Below are 19,666 nucleotides of genomic sequence, written 5' to 3' on the forward strand. Positions count from 1 at the left end.
GTTGACCTTGTGAATAGATTGATATATTATGAGGGTGTCCTAGTTTTATGAAATTTTTTCTAATTCAGTTATAAAGTAGCTGACGACCTGAGGGGGGGAGAAAAAAATGAGCGAGAAGAGACATGGAGTGTCCAGGCGTCAATTTTTGAATTACACGTTGACCGGCGTGGGGGGATTTATGGCCGCTGGAATGCTCATGCCTATGGTTCGCTTTGCGCTTGACCCTGTGCTTAAAGGAACAGAGGATCAGGATATGGTTCAAGTTGTCAGTGTAGATGAACTGACAAAGGAACCGAAGCGCTTTGACTTTAAAATTGATCAAGTAGATGCATGGTATGAGTCAAAGGAATCTAGGTCAGCATGGGTGTACAAAGAAGGGGATGAAATTGTCGCTTTATCGCCAATCTGTAAACATTTAGGATGTACAGTGAACTGGAACAGTGATCCGAAAAATCCAAACAAATTTTTCTGCCCGTGCCATTATGGGCTGTACGACAAGGATGGTACAAACGTACCCGGAACTCCACCGCTTGCACCGCTTGACCATTATAAGCAGCAAGTGAAGGACGGATACCTCTATCTTGGAAAAGCTGTGCCGAAAGGGGAAGGGTAACGATGCTTAACAAGATTTACGATTGGGTAGATGAGCGGCTAGACATTACACCGATATGGAGAGATATTGCGGATCACGAGGTGCCAGAGCACGTCAATCCAGCACATCATTTCTCCGCTTTTGTGTATTGTTTTGGCGGTTTAACGTTTTTTGTGACAGTCATCCAAGTCCTGTCGGGCATGTTTTTAACGATGTATTACGTGCCGGATATTAAAAATGCCTGGGAATCTGTCTATTATTTGCAAAATGAAGTGGCATTTGGCCAGATTGTCAGAGGGATGCACCACTGGGGTGCGAGTTTAGTCATTGTGATGATGTTTTTACATACGCTAAGGGTCTTTTTCCAAGGGGCGTATAAAAAGCCTAGAGAGCTGAACTGGATTGTTGGTGTGCTCATTTTCTTTGTGATGCTTGGACTTGGTTTTACAGGTTATCTTTTACCATGGGATATGAAGGCGCTGTTTGCGACGAAGGTTGGTCTTCAAATAGCAGAAGCAACACCTTTCATTGGTAAAGAGATCAAAACGCTGCTTGCAGGTCATCCTGACATTGTAGGGGCACAAACGCTGACGAGATTCTTCGCTATCCACGTCTTTTTCTTGCCAGCGGCATTATTTGGGCTGATGGCTGCCCACTTTATTATGATTCGTAAGCAAGGAATTTCTGGACCGCTATAAAATGTTGCGTTTGATGAATGTTCAATGAGGAGGGGATGACTTTGCATAGGGGAAAAGGGATGAAGTTTGTCGGAGATTCCAGAATACCGGCAGAAAGAAAACCTAACATACCTAAAGACTATTCCGAATATCCGGGAAAAACAGAAGCCTTTTGGCCGAACTTTCTTTTAAAGGAATGGCTTGTAGGTGCCGTTTTTTTAATTGGATTTCTTGTCCTAACTGTTGTTCATGCGCCTCCGCTTGAGCGGATGGCTGATCCGACAGATACTGGCTATATTCCGCTGCCAGACTGGTATTTCCTATTTTTGTACCAGTTATTAAAATATGAATTTGCTGCAGGTAGCTTCACTGTCGTCGGCGCGATGATTATGCCTGGAATCGCGTTTGGTGCACTTTTGCTCGCACCATTTCTTGATTCAGGTCCAGAACGCAGACCGTATAGAAGACCAATTGCAGTCGGGATGATGATCCTTGCAGTTGGCGCAGCAACATATTTAACGTGGGAGTCTGTTGCAACCCATGATTGGGAAGCAGCGGCAAAACAAGGTGAGATTAAGAAAGAAGCAGAGATTGATACTTCAGCTGAAGAATATAAAATTTATCAAGAGCAGACATGTATCTCCTGTCACGGGGATAACATGCAGGGCGGAGCAGCCGGACCGTCACTCGTTGACAACGGTCTTTCGCCTGAGGAGATCGCTAAAATCGCTGTAGAAGGAAAAGGCAACATGCCTAAGGGTGTCTTTAAAGGCAGTGATGAAGAACTCGAGAAGCTCTCTAAATATTTATCTGAGGTCAAATCAAAATAATTCAGTTGTTTAAATGCAAGTACAAGGATATACTCAAAAGAGAAAAAGCTGGCGCTGTCAGCTTTTTTCTGATTTTAACAGATCGTGAGTGAAGAGACATATGAGATGGATTCAATATTTGCTAGCGACGCGCTACATGCTTGTGCTGGTGCTTATGATCAATTTCCTTGGCACTGTGTACGGATACTATTGGTATATTCCGCAGCTCGTAGAGACGCCGGCTGTCTTTTTAGCTTTTGTACCAGACAGTCCAACGGCCAGCTTTTTCTTTTTATTTGTATTACTTGCGTTTTTGATGAAACGAAATGCTCCTTATTTTGAAGCACTTGCTCTTGTGACCTTGATTAAATATGGGCTATGGGCGGTAGGAATGAATATCTTTGTGCTTTTATCTGTTGATGAATTTCCGTGGGAAGGCTACATGCTGATTGGGTCTCACTTTGCGATGGCGGTTCAGGCTGTATTGTTTGCGCCGTATTATCGTTTTCAAATGCGTCATCTCGTGGTAGCGGGAATTTGGATTTTACATAACGATGTGATTGATTATGTATTTGGTATGATGCCGCGTTATTCTATGCTGTCTGCCTATTCAAACGAGATCGGCTATGCGACGTTTTGGTTAAGTATCGCGGTTCTTCTTGTTTCGTATTATCTCGTTCTATCGAAAAAATCGGTCAAGCTGGAACTCCCTTAACAATGTTGGTCTAACCTTGTCCTTTTCTTCATACGCTGTATGGAGAAGGGCTAGGAGGGACTTGCATGAAACGAAAGCCAATCGCGATGATTCTATTATTTTTTCTCGTATTACATCCGGCTGTTGCCAAAGGTGAGGAAACAGCTGCTAACACGCTGCAAGAATTAACGGAACTATCAGATTCCATCTTTCAATTAACGAGACAAGCTAAATATGATGAGGCATTACAAGTCGCATTGTATGTTGAAAAGACATTTAAAGCTGAGAATTGGCGTGGAACTTTGACGAATACGCAGATTCGGCAAATTACACTTGGCTATCAAGATATGATAAAAGGGCTGCCGCAGGAAGAATTGAATGAGCGCGAAAAGCTTCGTTATGCTTCTCAATTTAGAATGCTGCTTGATGCGATCCAGTCGGATTCTGAGCCTCTTTGGGGTTCGCTCGAGAAGCCCATTATGGGGTCTTTTCCTACTTTGAAAAAAGAAGTGAAAGATCCAGAATCAACGACATTTTATGAAACTTGGAATGAGCTGGTTTCTTTATACGATATGATCTATCCGAGTTTAACCATTGATATTTCGCCTGAAAAGCTCCAGACGATTAAGCAGCACATGGAAGTGATTGAGCAAGGTGAATTTTTAAAAGCATCAAGTGGGACAAAGCTTGAACGTCTCACGAAGCTGGAAGAGGATTTATCGAGTGTGTTTGCTCACGTCGATGAAGATGAAGCTGATCCATCGCTTTTATGGGTCATCTTAACAACCGGGAGTATCATTTTATTAACGTTAACGTATGTTGGATTTCGAAAATATCGTGCTGAAAAAGAAAAGAAGCAAAAACGTCAGGCTGATTATCCTAAATCATAAAAAAAGAAGCCCAAAACTGGTGCTTCTTTTTTAATGCGGGTTGAGCGGCTTTTTGTGTTCATCTAATGTAAAACCTTCGCCGAGTACATCATGCACGTCACTGACAGATACGAACGCATGAGGATCGACTGAGGTCACGACGCTTTTGAGGTGGACAAGCTCGTTTTTCGGAACGACGCAATAAAGGACGTTGCGCTCCTGCTTCGTATAGGAACCGACCCCTTTTAAGATGGTGACACCGCGCTCCATTTCATCCGTGATTTTCTTTTGAATGATGTCATCTTTTTCAGAGATAATCATGGCGCCTTTGGCAGCGTAAGCGCCTTCTTGCATGAAGTCAATGACCTTCGCAGCAACAAATACTGCGACAAGTGTATACATCGCTTCTTTATAATTTAAGTAGGTAAGAGAGATGGTAATGACGCATGCGTCGAAGATGAACATTGTTCGTCCCATGGCCACCTGATAATGCTTGTTGATCAGTCTTGCAATGATGTCCACACCGCCTGTTGTACCGCCGAATTTAAAGATGATCCCGAGGCCTGTTCCGATAAACACACCTGCAAAGAGGGCGGCTAAGGCTAAATCGTGCTGGAGAGGCATATGTATTTGAAAGCGCTGGAAGATGGCAAGAAAGACAGAAAGACTGACTGTGCCTACAATTGTATAAGTAAACATCGTTCTGCCGAGCATTTTCCAGCCAATAAAAAAGATCGGAATGTTTAAGACAAGGTTTGAAATAGATGGGTCAATGTGAAATAGAAAATATAAAAGCAGTGTAATACCTGTAAATCCGCCTTCCGCCAAATTGTTCTGCATATTAAAATGAACAAGACCGAAAGAAAAAATCGCAGATCCTATTAAAATAAATACGATATTTTTAAGACGAATTTCTTTTAGCAAGAGATCACTCCTTTTTTTGCTTAGACAGCGATAATATTATATGGTATGGGAGAGAAACAAGCAAACTGAGTCTTAAACATTTGTCAAATATTTATGATTTCGCTAACATGTAAGAGATGGATAGGAGGATGAGCTTCATGACGAAAGAAAAAACGCTGGGTCACGTGCAGCAAGAAGTAGATGATTACATAGGACAATTTAAAGAAGGTTATTTCAGCCCGCTTGCCATGATGGCCCGTCTGACAGAAGAATTGGGAGAGCTGGCAAGAGAGGTTAACCATTACTATGGAGAAAAGCCGAAAAAAACAACGGAAACAGAAAAAAGCATGGAAGAAGAAATAGGCGATGTATTGTTTGTGTTAACATGCCTCGCTAATTCACTTGATATTTCACTAGAGGAAGCACATGACCGTGTGATGCATAAATTCAACACAAGAGATAAAGACCGCTGGACGAAAAAAGAAGGGAAGTAGAGACGATGACGAATGAAACCATCAAAGTAGTAATCGCTGGAGCAAGAGGAAGAATGGGGATCGAGGCTGTGAAGCTGGCGGAAGAAACAGGCCATTTTCAGCTGGTGGCCGCACTTGATCACGTGCATGAAGGGAAAAAATTATCTGATGTGATCCATACGACCTCTCATGCGCCAATTTATACAGATATTGATGTGTGTCTTTCAGAAACAGCACCAGATGTATTAATTGATCTGACGACACCAGAAATCGGGAAAGTACATACAAAAAAAGCACTTGAACATGGCGTGCGTCCAGTCGTAGGCACAACTGGATTTTCAGAAGATGACCTAAAAGAGCTTCAGCAATTAACAGAAGAAAAGGGCATAGGTTGTATTATTGCGCCAAACTTTGCTGTCGGTGCGGTCTTAATGATGAAATTTGCCAAAATGGCCGCGAATTATTTTCCTGACGTTGAAATCATTGAGCTTCACCATGATAAAAAACTAGATGCCCCAAGCGGTACGGGCTTAAAAACGGCTGAAATGATTGCAGAAGTTAGAGAAAGCAAAAAGCAGGGACATCCAGAAGAGAAAGAATTGATCGAAGGGGCACGAGGAGCAGATTATGATGGTATCCGTCTGCACAGCGTCAGACTTCCTGGTATGATTGCACATCAAGAAGTGCTGTTTGGAATGGACGGACAGACGCTTACCATTCGTCATGATTCTTATAACCGTGCATCCTTTATGTCGGGTGTGAAGCTTTCAGTGGAACAAGTCATGCACATTGATCAGCTCGTCTATGGTTTAGAAAATATCATCGACTAATAAGGAGTGGATTCCTGATGAACATTGCTTTAATCGCTCACGATAAGAAAAAAAGTGACATGATACAGTTTGCCACCGCGTACCGTGATATTTTGGCAGATCATACACTTTACGCAACAGGGACAACAGGTTTGAGAGTGAAAGAAGCGACGGGGCTTCCCATTCATCGTTTCCAGTCAGGACCACTTGGGGGAGATCAGCAGATCGGTGCTTTAATTGCTGATAATGCAATGGATCTTGTGCTCTTTTTTAGAGACCCGCTAACTGCGCAGCCGCATGAGCCGGATGTATCTGCACTCATCCGGCTTTGCGATGTGTATACCATTCCATTAGCCACCAATATGGGAACCGCTGAAATTTTAGTCAGGAATTTAAATAAAGGTACGTTTGATTTTCGAGATGTAGCAAAAAACGGAGGAACAAATGAAACGACTTGATATCCTTGCATTCGGTGCCCATAGCGATGATGTAGAGATCGGAATGGGTGGAACGATTGCAAAATACGTAAAAAAAGGGGCGCGCGTCGGGATTTGCGACTTGACCCAGGCCGAATTATCTTCAAATGGAACACTAGAGAGCCGCAAAGAAGAAGCAAAAGCCGCCGCCGCTATTTTAGGTGTCAGAGCGAGAATCCAGCTCACACTGCCAGATAGAGGGCTGTATCTAAATGACGAAGCGATGAAGGAAATTGCGGGCGTGATTCGAACATACAAACCGAAACTGATTTTCGCTCCGCACCACCAAGATCGGCATCCAGATCATGGCCATGCGGGCTCACTTGTAGAAGAGGCCGCTTTTTCTGCAGGTATACATAAATTTGAAGATTCATACAAGCAGCCAGCGCATAAAATAAGCCAAATGTATTATTACATGATTAATGGGCACCATCGTCCAGATTTTGTGATTGATATTTCTGAGGAAATGCACCAAAAAATTGATAGCTTGCATGCGTATAAAAGCCAATTTATTAAATCGGCAAATTCAGTAGAGACACCTCTTGTGAACGGTTATATTGATTTTGTCAAAATGAGAGAGTCTATGTATGGAAGAGAAGTCAACAAAGCTTATGCAGAAGGGTTTATCACAAAGAAACCACTTTTGATGGACGATGACTTACTTGGGGGGTAATTATGAAAAAACTGAAGGTCGGAATTACATGTTATCCAAGTGTCGGCGGATCGGGCATTATAGCCACGGAGCTTGGAAAACGTTTAGCTGAAAAAGGGCACGATGTTCATTTCATTACCTCTAGCATTCCGTTTAGGCTTAATAAAGTGTATCCGAATATTTATTTTCATGAGGTGGATGTGAATCAATATGCTGTTTTTCAATATCCGCCTTATGACCTTGCGCTGGCAAGTAAATTGGCAGAAGTCGCAAAACGAGAAAAGCTTGATATTATTCACGCACATTATGCGGTCCCGCACGCTGTCTGTGCGTTTTTAGCCAAACAAATGACTGGACACTCTGTGAAAGTCGTTACGACGCTTCATGGAACGGATATTACGGTTTTAGGCTATGATCCATCATTAAAGGAAGTCATTCGGTTCGCCATCGAATCATCGGATCGTGTGACGGCGGTGTCGCATTCATTAGCTGCACAGACGTATGATCTCATCAAACCAGATAAAAAGATTGATACGATTCATAATTTTGTTGATGAACGGGTGTATTTGCGTGAAGATCACGATTTGCTAAAGACACATTATGGTCTTTTACCGAACGAAAAGGTCATCATCCATGTATCAAACTTTCGAAAAGTGAAACGGGTGCATGATGTGATTCATGTGTTTCAAAAGATTTCTGAACAGGTGCAGGCAAAGCTGCTACTCATTGGTGATGGTCCTGAAAAATCGGTCGTATGCGAACTTGTGAAAAAACTGGGACTGACAGACCGCGTGTTGTTTTTAGGCAAGCAAGAGAAGGTTGAGGAGCTTTATTCAATAAGTGATTTGAAGCTGCTTCTTTCAGAGAAGGAGAGCTTTGGGCTTGTGCTTCTTGAAGCAATGGCGTGCGGTGTCCCTTGTATAGGAACGGATGTCGGAGGTATTCCAGAGGTCATTACACATGGAGAAACAGGGTTTCTTGTCCCGCTCGGCGATATAGACGGAGCAGCAAAGTACGCAGTGTCTCTGCTAAATGACGAAGCGCTTCATGAAAAAGTGTCAGCGGCAGCTCAGTCTAGTGTTCAGGCTCATTTCTCCTCTGAAAAGATTGTGAGTGAATATGAAAAGCTTTACCTAGAATTGATCGAAGGTGATGTTGAAGATGAATGAACCATTCACACATGCGATCCCTATATTACATACACTGCACGAACATGGGCATCAGGCTTACTTTGTCGGCGGAGCGGTGAGAGATGTTCTATTAGGACGAGAAATCGGCGATATCGATATTGCGACAGATGCAACACCTGATAAGGTTGAGTCCTTATTTGAAAAAACAGTAGATGTCGGTAAGGAGCATGGCACTGTCATTGTTTTACATGAGGGTGTCAGCTATGAGGTCACGACATTTCGAACGGAATCAGAATATGAAGATTTTCGCAGACCGAAAGAAGTGGCGTTTATCAAGTCGCTTAAGGAAGATCTTTTAAGAAGAGATTTAACGATTAATGCGATGGCTATGGATATAAACGGGGAAATCATTGATCATGTAGGTGGTAAACAGGATATTAAGCGGAAACGAATTCAAACCGTAGGAGATCCTGCGTGCCGCTTTCAAGAAGATGCGCTTCGTATGATGAGAGCTGTCCGTTTTTTAAGCCAGCTTGGCTTTGAGCTGGCTGATGAGACGGCTGAAGCTATGAAAAAAGATAAGCATCTGCTTGCCAACATATCGGTTGAGCGCAAAAAGATTGAAATGGAGAAGCTTTTAAAAGGTCGTCATTGTGAGCAGGCCATTCAAGTGCTCATCTCAACTAAGTTATATGAAGAATTACCAGGTCTCAAAGAGGATCGTCTTCACGAATCCTTTCAATCCTTTCCATATTACTTGCTGGATGGACTAGAAGAGGTATGGGGGGCTTGTATCCATTTGCTTGGCCTAGATGAAGCGGAGGCTGCGGTCTTCTTAAAAGAATGGAAGCTGTCAACGAAGCTTTTGAAAGACGCAATAGCTATTAGTAAATACGTTGATTGTGACTGGGATGCGGAAAACATGTTTGAAGCTGGTGAACACGTGCTCTTATCTAGTTTGAAGATCACGCAGCTAAAACATGAACGCCGCATTTTCTTTGATGAGCTGGAGGCAGCGAAGCGTTCTTATGATGCACTGCCGATTAAAAAGCTCCAAGACCTCGCTGTTTCAGGAAAAGATTTAATGGCCTTTCGGCAAAAGACGTCTGGGAAATGGATTGCAGAAGAGCTTCATTTTGTGAAAAAAGCTGTTTTGCAAAACCGTTTAGAAAACCGAAAAGAAGCCATAGAGGAGTGGCTTAAAGAATGCGATCCGCAATTAGAAAACGATTAATTGAACTATTTACAGCATCCAGCCAGGATTTTGTCTCAAGTCAGCAAATTTGTGATGAGCTTGGCTGCTCCCGAACGGCTGTATGGAAGCATATGGAAGACTTGCGAAAAGAGGGGTATGAGGTAGAAGCGGTCAGAAGAAAAGGATACCGTCTGCTTCGTAAACCGGACAAAATTAGTGAGGACGAAATTCTGTTTGGTCTTGAAACAGAGAGCTTCGGCAGGCATATTTACTTTCAGAAAGAAGTCGCTTCAACTCAGCTGATTGCCCATGATCTTGTAAATGAAGGTGCGCCCCACGGCACGATCGTTGTCAGCGATCACCAGACAGACGGAAAAGGCCGCCTTCAAAGAACGTGGCATTCACCAAATGGGACAGGCATTTGGATGAGTCTCATTCTCCGGCCTGAGATCCCGCTATATAAAGCGCCGCAAATGACGCTTTTGGCATCAGTAGCCATCGCAGAAGCGATTGCGAAGCAAACAGGACTCACTCCATCAATTAAATGGCCAAACGATATTTTGTTGAATGGAAAAAAGGTCGTTGGCATTCTGACTGAATTAAAAGCAGAAGCTGACCAGGTTCATGCGGTCATTATTGGACCGGGCATAAATGTGAACCAAACAGCTGATGACTTCCCAGCTGAACTAAAGGATGTCGCCACAAGTCTGCGAATGGAACTGAATGAAAAAGTGGATCGGGCTGCACTCATACAACAGATCATGTCCGCCTTTGAAAAAAGATATGATGATTATATGAAGCAAGGATTTGCACCAATTAAACAACTATGGGAATCGTTAGCGATGACGATCGGTCAACATATTGTTGCCCGCACCGTCAATGGGCAATATACGGGGAAGGCGCTTGGAATCAATGAAGAAGGTGTTTTATTGCTTGAAACGGAGGACGGTATCCAAAAAATCTACTCCGCAGACATTGAGATCAAGTCAACTTGAGTGGAACACCCGGCACATTTTTGATATACTTCGTGTGGGCAGTATCTGCAAAGAACTGTACCTGTTAGGAAGAAAAATTTGATAAATTTCTGCCTTGATCCTAAGGGACTTGGACAGAGGGATGATTCGCCGCACATGAGAAATTAACGCATGTGATGTGAGGCAAGCCATCTCCTCTCCAGAATGAGGAGGAACAAATGAAGACAAAGCTAGATTTTTTCAAAATGAAAGAACAAAATGAACCTATTGTGATGCTGACCGCATACGACTATCCAGCTGCAAAGCAAGCGGAAAAAGCGGAAGTCGACATGATTTTAGTTGGTGATTCACTTGGGATGGTTGTACTTGGATTAGATTCCACAGTTCAAGTCACGATGGATGATATGATCCATCACACAAAAGCAGTGAAAAGAGGCGCAAAAGACACATTTGTTGTGACTGATATGCCATTTATGTCTTACCATTATTCGTTAGAAGAAACAATGAAAAATGCAGCACGCATCATGCAAGAAAGCGGTGCCGATGCCTTAAAGCTAGAAGGCGGAGATGGAGTATTTGAATCCATTCAAGCTCTAACAAGAGGCGGCATTCCTGTCGTCAGTCATTTGGGCCTCACACCTCAATCTGTTGGTGTACTTGGCGGGTATAAGGTGCAAGGAAAAGACCACGAAAGTGCTCAAAAATTGATTGAAGACAGCTTGAAATGTGAGGAAGCTGGTGCAATCGCACTTGTGCTGGAATGCGTACCTGGCGAACTGACAAAACGAATTACCGACATGCTGAAGATTCCTGTGATCGGAATTGGTGCAGGAGCTGAGGCAGACGGACAAGTTCTTGTTTACCATGATGTGGTAGGATACGGGGTGTCTAGAACACCTAAGTTTGTGAAACAATACGCGCAAATTGATACTGTTTTAGAAGAAGCGCTCATTCAATATACAAAAGAAGTAAAAGCACGCACATTTCCAGAGGACATGCACACGTTTCATATCAAAGAAGAAGTCCTTGATGGCTTATATGGGGGAATCAAAAAATGAACGTTGTCACCCATATTCACGAGCTAAAAGAATTAATCAAGCAGCATCAAGATAAGCAGCATTCCATCGGTTTTGTTCCGACGATGGGCTTTCTTCATGAAGGACATCTGACGCTTGCGAAGGAGGCAAGAGGACAAAATGACATTGTCGTGATGAGTATTTTTGTCAATCCTTTGCAATTTGGACCAAATGAAGACTTTGAATCCTATCCAAGGGATATGGAAAGAGACCAGCGTCTTGCACAAGCAGCAGGAGTGGACATTTTATTTACACCAGATGTGAAAGAAATGTACCAAAATGAACCATCTATTACGATGACGGTTCAAAAGCGGACGGATGTGTTATGCGGAAAAAAACGTCCAGGACATTTTGACGGCGTTGTCACTGTGCTTACAAAGCTGTTTCATCTTGTGTTACCAACAAATGTCTACTTTGGTCTAAAGGATGCACAGCAAGTCGCTGTGATTGATGCGATGATCAAGGATTTCTTCTTTGATCTTCACCTTGTATCTGTACCAACAGTCAGAGAAGAAGACGGTTTAGCGAAAAGCTCAAGGAATGTATACTTGTCAGAAAAAGAAAGACAAGAAGCACCTGCATTATACCGCGCATTAAAAAAAGGACGGTCAGCTGTTGAAAAAGGTGAACGTGATGTCAGCCGTGTGTATCAGCTGATTGAAGAGGAACTTGTTCAGACGAGCGGGGAAATTGATTATATTGAGATCTACTCATATCCAGAACTTGAGCCGCTTGAGCAGTTAGCAGGTCAAGTCATTATGGCGATTGCGGTGAAATTTTCACGGGCAAGACTGATTGATAATGTGATTTTCCATGTACCTGAAAGCGGTGAAAAACATGTATAGAACCTTTATGACATCTAAGCTTCATAAAGCGACGGTAACAGAAGCAAACTTACATTATGTAGGAAGTATTACAATTGACGAAGATTTACTTGATGCGGCAGGTATGATGGCAAATGAGAAAGTACAAATTGTCAATAATCATAATGGCGCGAGACTTGAAACATATATTATTCCTGGCGAAAGAAAGAGCGGTGTCATTTGTCTAAATGGGGCGGCGGCGAGATTGGTTCAGCCAGGGGATGAAGTCATTATTATCGCTTATGGGATGCTGTCAGAAGAAGAAGCAAAGACACATACACCAAAAGTGGTCGTGTTAAATAAACAAAATCAAATTGAGCAAATGATTGGGCAAGAGCCTGCGAGAACGATTTTATAACGCAAGCTCCGTAGAAACAGAACAGTTTCAGGAAGGGAAGCTGTTCTGTTTCATCTATTTTGTCCAGAGTGTGTTTCACTTCAGGGTGAAACGAGGAATTGAGGTGTCCATTTTATGACCGATCAAAGGTTTGTTGTCGTTGATATTGAAACCACCGGGAATTCACCTAAAAAAGGTGATAAAATCATTCAAGTAGCTGCGGTGGTCATTGAAAATGGACAAATTGTCGAACGGTATTCAAAATATGTGAACCCGGGAAAAGCAATCCCTGGATTTATTGAACAGCTGACAGGCATTCAGCAGTACATGGTTGACGATGCAGTGTTTTTTGAGGACATTGCCCAAGAGGTGTATGATCTCATACAGGGTGCTTATTTTGTTGCGCACAATGTTCATTTTGATTTGAATTTTTTAAATGATGAACTAAAAGCATGCGGGAAAAATGAGCTGGATGTGCTAGCAATTGATACAGTTGAGATTTCTAGAATTCTTTATCCTGAGCTTGAAGGTTATAAGCTCACTGAATTAAGTGAAGAGCTCATGCTTCCACATGACCACCCGCATAGGGCGGATAGTGATGCGGAAGTTACTGCCATGTTATTTTTAACTTTATTAAATCAATTAAAACATACACCGCAAAATGTGCTGAAGCAGCTGCGCAGATTATCCTCTTATCTTCTAAGTGATATAGGACTCTTAATTAAGCAGCTTGAAACGAGTCATGCCAGCCTGGAAGATTCTTTGGTGGAAGTCGGCTCTTTTTCTGTAAAAGATGTCACCAATCCTATCAGTAGGGGGACACATTCAGTAGGTGAAGATGATGAAAAGCTGTTTGAGGAGATCAAAAAGAAACTTCCGCAAACGGTAGAAGGCTATGAGGTAAGAGAAGGCCAGCTTACGATGATGAATAAAGTGAGAGACGTGTTTCATGAACGAGCCTATGCATTAATTGAAGCGGCACCAGGTATTGGGAAAACGCTCGCTTACCTCATCCCAGCTGCTTTAGAAGCGAGGAAATCAGGAAAACCTGTCATTATTAGTACATATTCCATCCTGTTGCAGCAGCAAATGCTTCAGCGCGATGTGCCGATGTTGAATCAACTGCTCCCGTTTGAGCCTGCTGCCTGTGTCTTTAAAGGCCGGGCGCATTATATTTGTTTAGATAAGTTTGAGCATGTGCTTCATGAGGAAGATGATAACTATGATGTGGTCTTAACGAAGGCGCAAATTTTAATGTGGCTCCTTGTAACGGAAACAGGTGATTTATCTGAACTGAATTTACCGTCAGGAGCCGCCAATATAAAAGACCGCATTTCCTGTGTACATATGCCGTTTACATCAAAAAAGCGCCGTTTTAAAGAGTATTGCTTTTATGAGCGCGCCAAAAAAAGGGCAAAAACAGCTGATTTAATTTTAACGAATCATCGTCTGCTCTTATCACAAACAGAGGCATCGTCTATCTTTCAGCATGCTGACGTATATGTGATAGACGAAGCCCATCAATTTGAGAAAACAGCCAATGAAACACTAGGGGATAGTGCGTCTTATATCCAGCTACATGCGAAATTAACGCAGCTTGGCTCCTTGCAAGGCGGACTGTTAAAGAAACTGAAAAAAAGATTTCATCATGCAGGGTTACAGACGGACACTTTTATTGAAATGGATGAGTATCTGAATCAGCTTCAAATGGAAAGTGACGCTTTCTTTAGCACCGTTCATTCATTTGTGAAAAGGACAAAACCAAAAGCCGACATCAATCGTCTCATTCATAGAGTACGTCATCATTCAAAGCATGCTCAGTGGAAACGGATTAAAGAAACGGCAAGTAAGCTTTGTTCCTTGTTAATTGCTTGTGAGAAGCTGTATGAACAGCAAAAAAATGAGCTTCTTCAAAAAAGTGATCAGCTGACAGAACACTTTGCCTTTGAAGCAGAGGAATACGACCAAGTCATGTCGTTTATGCATACTTTTTGCAGTACGCTTTACCGGTTTATCTTTGAACCGAAAAACGATGAAACGGTTTGGATTGAAATTGATGCAAAGGGCGCCAAAAACGCTGTCTTTATGCATGCACAGCCGTTAGATACTGGGGAGCTTTTGGCTGATCGTTTCTTTATGAACAAAAAGAGTGTCGTCCTTACATCAGGGACGCTTACGATCAATCACCGCTTTGATTATTGCTTGGAACGGTTTGGCCTGCAAGATTTTTACCCTCATCTTGTGCAAATTGATTCACCTTTCGAACTTGAAAAACAGCTCAAGGTCATTGTTCCAGCAGACATGCCGCCGATTACAAATCGTGATGAACGAGATTATGTAAAGCAAGCTGCGCAATATATTAAGATTATGGAAAAGCAGCAGCATGCAAAAATATTGGTTTTGTTTAATTCACATGAGATGTTAAAAGCAGTCTATGATGAGCTAAAAACAGAAGGGATGCAGTCCGCCCTTTTTGCTCAAGGTCTGACAGGCGGAAGCCCTGTAAAATTAACGAAAATGTTCAAATTAGCAAAACAAGCCATTTTGCTTGGTACGGGTAGCTTTTGGGAAGGTGTTGATTTTCCAGGCTCAGAGCTGACAACAGTCATCATGGCACGTCTTCCGTTCCGGCCGCCTGATTCTCCGCTCATTGAAGCAAAATGTGATGCAGCTAAAAAACAAGGGAAGAATCCATTTAAAGCCGTCGCTTTGCCAGAAGCTGTGTTAACCTTTAAGCAAGGAGCTGGACGCTTGCTGCGCTCTGAAAAAGACATTGGCACATTGCTGATTTTAGACCGCCGAGTGAAAACCGCTTCATATGGAAAACTATTTTTAGAATCACTCCCTCATGCGCCAGTTCACGAGATGTCAAAAGAGTCACTTGAGGCGTATATAGAAAACCTTAACAACGAAAAGCCGCTGTCATAAGCGGCCTTTAGCTGGTGTGGGTTTGGAGTTAATTTATCGTAACGGTTTTTTGTGTTCCGTTGTAAAAATAGTATCGGTTCCCGTGCAGAAAAGTATGACTAACAATATTTACGTACCGAGGAGGAATTAGAAGTGGAAAGTAAAATAGAGGTACTTTCAACTGTTCAAATTAAGCATTCAGAAGACCTATACAAAATCGTTGATGTATTGAACAGAACGCTTAAAAGAGAAGATCTCATGTTTGGATTAGCATTAGATCAAGAAGACCAAAATCAAGCGGTATTCACGATATATCGCACATAGGGGAAGCTTGACATGAAAAAAATAGTCTGGATTATTTCATCTGTAGTGGCTCTCGTTCTGCTCATTGGCATCATCAGTTTTACGTGGATTTATCAAATTGCCATGGGACAAAGAGAACAAGGGCATGAAGCCGCGATCGAACGAGCAAAAGAACAAGCAAACATCGTACAAGTGGAGCAAGTGGAAACCTTTGTCGGGAAAGAAAAGCAATTTATTGTTGAAGGGAAAAACAAACAGAATGAAACGACCTACGTTTGGGTTCCTGCCAGCAAAAAAGAAAAAGTGATCGCAAAAAAAGCAAAAGAAGGCATTACCTCGAATCAAGCAGTACAAGCCGTTCAAAAGGAGAACACGGTCTCTAAGCTAAAAGAAGTCAAATTAGCGAGAGAAGGTGACGTACTCCTTTGGGAAGTGACGTACTTAAATGAGAACAATCAATATAGCTTCAGCTATGTCGACTTTTCGACAGGACGCGTGGAAAAAAATTTAACACCGTAGTTTCTCCTGTCTTGCGTTGACCATGCTGATTTAGAACGGTTATAATAAAATGTATGAAAAAAGATTCACACCTGACAAATAGGTGAGTTTCTTTCTGGCTTTGGAGGGAATTATGTTGAAAACAACGATTAATCAAGTGTTCAAACACGTCGATCAAGAAGTAACCATCGGCGCATGGATTGCCAATAAACGTTCAAGCGGAAAAATTGCATTTTTGCAGCTGCGTGACGGGACAGGGTTTATTCAAGGAGTCGTAGTAAAAGCAGAAGTGGAAGAGGAAGTCTTTAAGCTTGCGAAATCAGTCACACAAGAAACATCTGTCTATGTGACAGGTCAAGTGACAAAAGATGAGCGTTCACCACTAGGTTTTGAATTACAAGTGAAATCCATTGAAGTGATTCATGAAGCGACAGATTACCCAATTACACCGAAAGAGCATGGAACAGAATTCTTAATGGATCACCGTCATTTATGGCTTCGTTCTAAAAAACAGCATGCCATTATGAAAATCCGTAACGAAATTATTCGTGCTACATATGAATACTTCCATCAAGAAGGTTTCGTGAAAGTAGATCCGCCAATTTTAACTGGAAGTGCACCTGAGGGCACAACGGAACTGTTTGCTACTAAATATTTTGATGAAGATGCGTACCTTTCTCAAAGTGGTCAGCTTTACATGGAAGCTGCAGCAATGGCACTCGGAAAAGTATTCTCATTTGGCCCAACATTTAGAGCAGAAAAATCTAAAACAAAACGTCATTTAATTGAGTTTTGGATGATCGAGCCTGAGATGGCTTTTGTCGAATTCAATGAAAACCTTGAGTATCAAGAAAATTATGTGTCTCATGTTGTTCAAAGTGTACTTGAAAACTGTAAAGTGGAGTTGCATACACTAGGTCGTGATACAGCGAAATTAGAAAACATCAAAGCACCATTCCCGCGCATCACTTACGATGAAGCGATTAAATTCTTGCAGGAAAAAGGCTTTGATGATATCGAATGGGGAGATGATTTCGGAGCGCCTCACGAAACAGCGATTGCCGAAAGCTATGATAAACCAGTGTTTATCACTCATTACCCAACATCATTAAAACCGTTCTATATGCAGCCAGCACCAGATCGTGAAGATGTTGTCCTTTGTGCAGACTTGATTGCACCAGAAGGCTACGGAGAGATTATTGGCGGTTCTGAGCGTGTTCATGATTTAGAGCTTCTTGAAGCAAGATTGAAAGAACATGGGCTTGATCAGGAAACTTACAAATGGTATACAGAATTAAGACAATACGGTTCTGTACCGCATTCAGGTTTTGGTCTTGGACTTGAACGTACAGTTGCTTGGATTAGTGGAGCGCCGCATGTGCGTGAAACCATTCCTTTCCCAAGATTATTAAACCGTTTATACCCTTAAGACGTGAAAGCCTCCAACAAATGGAGGCTTTTTCAAACGTCTTTTTAGGGAGGCACGTGAAATAAAACGTGATATACTTAAAATGAAGAGGTGTATCCGATGAATAGGCAGCAATTTATTAATATGCAGCAAATGGGGGCGACAAGTTTGCCTAATTTGCTGATTGCTCATTATGAGCAGTTAGGACTGAATGAATCACAGATGATGGTCATGCTCAAGATTAAAATGAATGAAGAACAAGGTGTTTTCTTTCAAACATTTGAAGAGCTTTCTCATGGAATGACCATATCAGCGGAAGAGTGCGCGTATATGGTGCAGCATCTGATTCAAAAAGGATTTATCTCAATTCAGCCATTTGAAGACAGGTCTGGTATTCAGCATGACCGTTACTCAGTAGAACCTTTATGGGGCGTGCTGTTTGACTTTTTAGAAACAAAACAGGCGAAAGAAGCTCAAAAACAACATGTGCAGGCAGAAAAATCTTTATATGCTTTATTTGAAGATGAATTCGGCAGACCGCTGTCTCCTCTTGAAGGAGAAACACTTTCGATCTGGATGGATCAAGACCATCATGATGCTGAAATGATTCGGCTAGCGCTAAGAGAAGCCGTTTTATCAGGGAAATTAAATTTCCGTTATATTGATCGAATTTTATTTGAGTGGAAAAAGAAAGGGCTGAAAACAGCGGAAGAAGCAAAAGAGCATAGCCAGCATTTCCGTTCTCAGCAGAAAACGCCACCTTCAAAAGAAGAGACGTCCACTTATAAACGACAAGTTCCTTTTTATAATTGGCTGGAACAATAACCAATAAAGGAGAAGGCATGTTATCAAAAAAACAAATCAATGAGTGTTTAGATATTATAGGAGACATGTTTCCAGAGGCTGAGTGTGAGCTTGTTCATGCCAATCCATTTGAGCTTGTGATTGCTGTTGCGCTCTCTGCTCAGTGTACAGACGTGCTTGTAAATAAAGTCACCAAAACGTTATTTCAAAAATATAAAACACCAGAAGACTATTTAAGTGTACCGCTTGAAGAACTGCAGCAAGATATTCGCTCGATTGGTCTTTATCGAAATAAGGCTAAAAACATTCAAAAGTTGAGCAAAATGCTGATTGAAGAATATGGCGGTGAAGTACCAAAGGACCGGGATGAGCTTGTCAAGCTTCCTGGGGTTGGCCGGAAAACAGCAAATGTCGTCGTTTCAGTCGCTTTTGGGGTACCGGCAATAGCAGTAGATACACATGTAGAACGAGTCAGCAAGCGTCTAGGCATCTGCCGATGGAAGGATTCTGTGCTTGAAGTAGAACAAACCTTGATGAAAAAGGTGCCAAAAGAAGATTGGTCTGTGACGCATCACCGCCTGATCTTTTTTGGGAGATATCATTGTAAGGCGCAGCGGCCGCAGTGCGAATCGTGTCCGCTTCTTGATATGTGCAGGGAAGGGCAGAAGAGGCTGAAAAAAGGACTGGTGAAGCTGGCATGAGCGGGGCAGCTGTTTTCACCTCATATGTCGAAAAGCTAAAAGAGAAAAAGGTAGAGATTAAAGGTGATCGAGTAGACATACTGAGAGCCAATCCGCTCGCATATGATCTATCTTCGGAACCTTTAACAGACGAGCTTCCATGGCAGGGAACAGAAGAATTTGTTCCTGTCATGTTCGAACTGTGGAACGAATTAAAAGAAAAAATGCTCCCACGTTTCCAAACAAGGAAATCCCGCTGTGAAGAAGATGATATGCTGCAAGGAATCATCGGTATGATCGCGATGTTTTACTGGATCAAAGGGGAGAGTGTCCAAACGTTTGAATGGGAACTTATCAAGCAAGAGACATTTCCTGTTGCACCGATTAATTGGACGGAACGTTTAGAGTTCATTTTGTTAAAACCTACTCAATATCACTGCTTTATTCAATTGGACGAGCTATACACGGAATTAAAAAAGCAGTATGGAAAATATGAAGCACTTAAGAAAATCAGACAGCAGCGTTAAAAAAAAGCAC

General features: G+C 42.2%; 23 protein-coding genes. 22 read left to right on the top strand and 1 reads right to left on the bottom strand.

Annotated features, from left to right (window positions below):
* Nucleotides 1-106 precede the first annotated feature (106 nt).
* The 5 genes from QSJ46_RS08155 to ypjB all read left to right on the top strand — a co-directional run bounded on the left by QSJ46_RS08155 (nt 107) and on the right by ypjB (nt 3,662).
* Nucleotides 107-613, top strand: coding sequence for a ubiquinol-cytochrome c reductase iron-sulfur subunit (locus QSJ46_RS08155; RefSeq protein ID WP_007500911.1), 507 nt, complete (start codon nt 107-109; stop codon nt 611-613).
* 2 nt (nt 614-615) lie between these two features.
* Entirely contained in the window at nt 616-1,290 is a 675-nt protein-coding gene (qcrB, locus tag QSJ46_RS08160) for a menaquinol-cytochrome c reductase cytochrome b subunit (RefSeq protein ID WP_003215804.1), read from the top strand.
* A gap of 41 nt (nt 1,291-1,331) precedes the next feature.
* Nucleotides 1,332-2,099 (top strand): menaquinol-cytochrome c reductase cytochrome b/c subunit, encoded by a 768-nt coding sequence (locus tag QSJ46_RS08165; RefSeq protein ID WP_039179522.1) that lies wholly within the window; start codon nt 1,332-1,334, stop codon nt 2,097-2,099.
* 100 nt (nt 2,100-2,199) lie between these two features.
* Nucleotides 2,200-2,793: a lipoprotein heptaprenylglyceryl N-acetyltransferase LhaT gene (gene lhaT, locus QSJ46_RS08170; protein ID WP_285604543.1), complete on the top strand. Its 594-nt coding sequence runs from the start codon at nt 2,200-2,202 to the stop codon at nt 2,791-2,793.
* 65 nt (nt 2,794-2,858) lie between these two features.
* Complete coding sequence (gene ypjB / locus QSJ46_RS08175; protein ID WP_034280441.1) at nt 2,859-3,662, top strand: sporulation protein YpjB; 804 nt, start codon at nt 2,859-2,861, stop codon at nt 3,660-3,662.
* A 30-nt stretch (nt 3,663-3,692) separates the two neighbouring features.
* On the opposite strand, the gene QSJ46_RS08180 is transcribed toward ypjB, so the two are convergent.
* A complete protein-coding gene (locus tag QSJ46_RS08180) occupies nt 3,693-4,565 on the bottom strand; it encodes a YitT family protein (RefSeq protein ID WP_024422789.1) in 873 nt (290 codons plus the stop codon).
* A 137-nt stretch (nt 4,566-4,702) separates the two neighbouring features.
* On the opposite strand from QSJ46_RS08180, the gene QSJ46_RS08185 reads away from it, so the two are divergent.
* The 17 genes from QSJ46_RS08185 to QSJ46_RS08265 all read left to right on the top strand — a co-directional run bounded on the left by QSJ46_RS08185 (nt 4,703) and on the right by QSJ46_RS08265 (nt 19,656).
* On the top strand, nt 4,703-5,038 hold the full coding sequence (locus QSJ46_RS08185) for a nucleotide pyrophosphohydrolase (protein WP_107163426.1): 336 nt from the start codon (nt 4,703-4,705) through the stop codon (nt 5,036-5,038).
* Between the two features lie 5 nt (nt 5,039-5,043).
* The gene (gene dapB, locus QSJ46_RS08190; RefSeq protein ID WP_039179514.1) at nt 5,044-5,847 is read left to right on the top strand and encodes a 4-hydroxy-tetrahydrodipicolinate reductase; all 804 of its coding nucleotides are present in this window, start codon (nt 5,044-5,046) and stop codon (nt 5,845-5,847) included.
* Nucleotides 5,848-5,864: 17 nt separating this feature from the next.
* Nucleotides 5,865-6,284: a methylglyoxal synthase gene (gene mgsA, locus QSJ46_RS08195; protein ID WP_034280445.1), complete on the top strand. Its 420-nt coding sequence runs from the start codon at nt 5,865-5,867 to the stop codon at nt 6,282-6,284.
* Nucleotides 6,271-6,975 (top strand): bacillithiol biosynthesis deacetylase BshB1, encoded by a 705-nt coding sequence (gene bshB1 / locus QSJ46_RS08200; protein ID WP_285604544.1) that lies wholly within the window; start codon nt 6,271-6,273, stop codon nt 6,973-6,975. Before mgsA ends, bshB1 begins: the two co-directional genes overlap by 14 nt.
* 2 nt (nt 6,976-6,977) lie before the next feature.
* Complete coding sequence (gene bshA / locus QSJ46_RS08205; protein WP_107163427.1) at nt 6,978-8,123, top strand: N-acetyl-alpha-D-glucosaminyl L-malate synthase BshA; 1,146 nt, start codon at nt 6,978-6,980, stop codon at nt 8,121-8,123.
* Nucleotides 8,116-9,318 carry a CCA tRNA nucleotidyltransferase gene (locus QSJ46_RS08210; protein WP_107163428.1) on the top strand — a complete coding sequence of 401 codons (1,203 nt, stop codon included), beginning with the start codon at nt 8,116-8,118 and terminating at the stop codon, nt 9,316-9,318. The genes bshA and QSJ46_RS08210 overlap by 8 nt, the downstream gene beginning before the upstream one ends.
* On the top strand, nt 9,291-10,274 hold the full coding sequence (locus QSJ46_RS08215) for a biotin--[acetyl-CoA-carboxylase] ligase (protein WP_212039975.1): 984 nt from the start codon (nt 9,291-9,293) through the stop codon (nt 10,272-10,274). The genes QSJ46_RS08210 and QSJ46_RS08215 overlap by 28 nt, the downstream gene beginning before the upstream one ends.
* Before the next feature lie 197 nt (nt 10,275-10,471).
* A complete protein-coding gene (gene panB, locus QSJ46_RS08220) occupies nt 10,472-11,311 on the top strand; it encodes a 3-methyl-2-oxobutanoate hydroxymethyltransferase (RefSeq protein ID WP_024422781.1) in 840 nt (279 codons plus the stop codon).
* On the top strand, nt 11,308-12,174 hold the full coding sequence (gene panC, locus QSJ46_RS08225; RefSeq protein ID WP_047203232.1) for a pantoate--beta-alanine ligase: 867 nt from the start codon (nt 11,308-11,310) through the stop codon (nt 12,172-12,174). Before panB ends, panC begins: the two co-directional genes overlap by 4 nt.
* Nucleotides 12,167-12,550: an aspartate 1-decarboxylase gene (panD, locus tag QSJ46_RS08230; RefSeq protein ID WP_024422780.1), complete on the top strand. Its 384-nt coding sequence runs from the start codon at nt 12,167-12,169 to the stop codon at nt 12,548-12,550. Before panC ends, panD begins: the two co-directional genes overlap by 8 nt.
* A 114-nt stretch (nt 12,551-12,664) precedes the next feature.
* On the top strand, nt 12,665-15,457 hold the full coding sequence (gene dinG / locus QSJ46_RS08235; protein ID WP_285604545.1) for an ATP-dependent DNA helicase DinG: 2,793 nt from the start codon (nt 12,665-12,667) through the stop codon (nt 15,455-15,457).
* Nucleotides 15,458-15,589: 132 nt separating this feature from the next.
* Nucleotides 15,590-15,760, top strand: coding sequence for a YpmA family protein (locus QSJ46_RS08240; RefSeq protein WP_064497519.1), 171 nt, complete (start codon nt 15,590-15,592; stop codon nt 15,758-15,760).
* 12 nt (nt 15,761-15,772) lie between these two features.
* Entirely contained in the window at nt 15,773-16,258 is a 486-nt protein-coding gene (tseB, locus tag QSJ46_RS08245) for a cell wall elongation/penicillin-binding protein regulator TseB (RefSeq protein ID WP_039179489.1), read from the top strand.
* 115 nt (nt 16,259-16,373) lie between these two features.
* Nucleotides 16,374-17,666, top strand: coding sequence for an asparagine--tRNA ligase (gene asnS, locus QSJ46_RS08250; RefSeq protein ID WP_087975939.1), 1,293 nt, complete (start codon nt 16,374-16,376; stop codon nt 17,664-17,666).
* Between the two features lie 99 nt (nt 17,667-17,765).
* The gene (locus QSJ46_RS08255; protein WP_047203234.1) at nt 17,766-18,470 is read left to right on the top strand and encodes a DnaD domain-containing protein; all 705 of its coding nucleotides are present in this window, start codon (nt 17,766-17,768) and stop codon (nt 18,468-18,470) included.
* Between the two features lie 17 nt (nt 18,471-18,487).
* Nucleotides 18,488-19,150, top strand: a complete 663-nt coding sequence (gene nth, locus QSJ46_RS08260) for an endonuclease III (protein ID WP_024422776.1) — start codon at nt 18,488-18,490, stop codon at nt 19,148-19,150.
* Nucleotides 19,147-19,656 (top strand): YpoC family protein, encoded by a 510-nt coding sequence (locus QSJ46_RS08265; RefSeq protein ID WP_285604546.1) that lies wholly within the window; start codon nt 19,147-19,149, stop codon nt 19,654-19,656. The genes nth and QSJ46_RS08265 overlap by 4 nt, the downstream gene beginning before the upstream one ends.
* Nucleotides 19,657-19,666 lie beyond the last annotated feature (10 nt).

The sequence above is a fragment of the Bacillus sp. YKCMOAS1 genome (assembly GCF_030268125.1).
GTDB lineage: Bacteria > Bacillota > Bacilli > Bacillales > Bacillaceae > Bacillus > Bacillus safensis.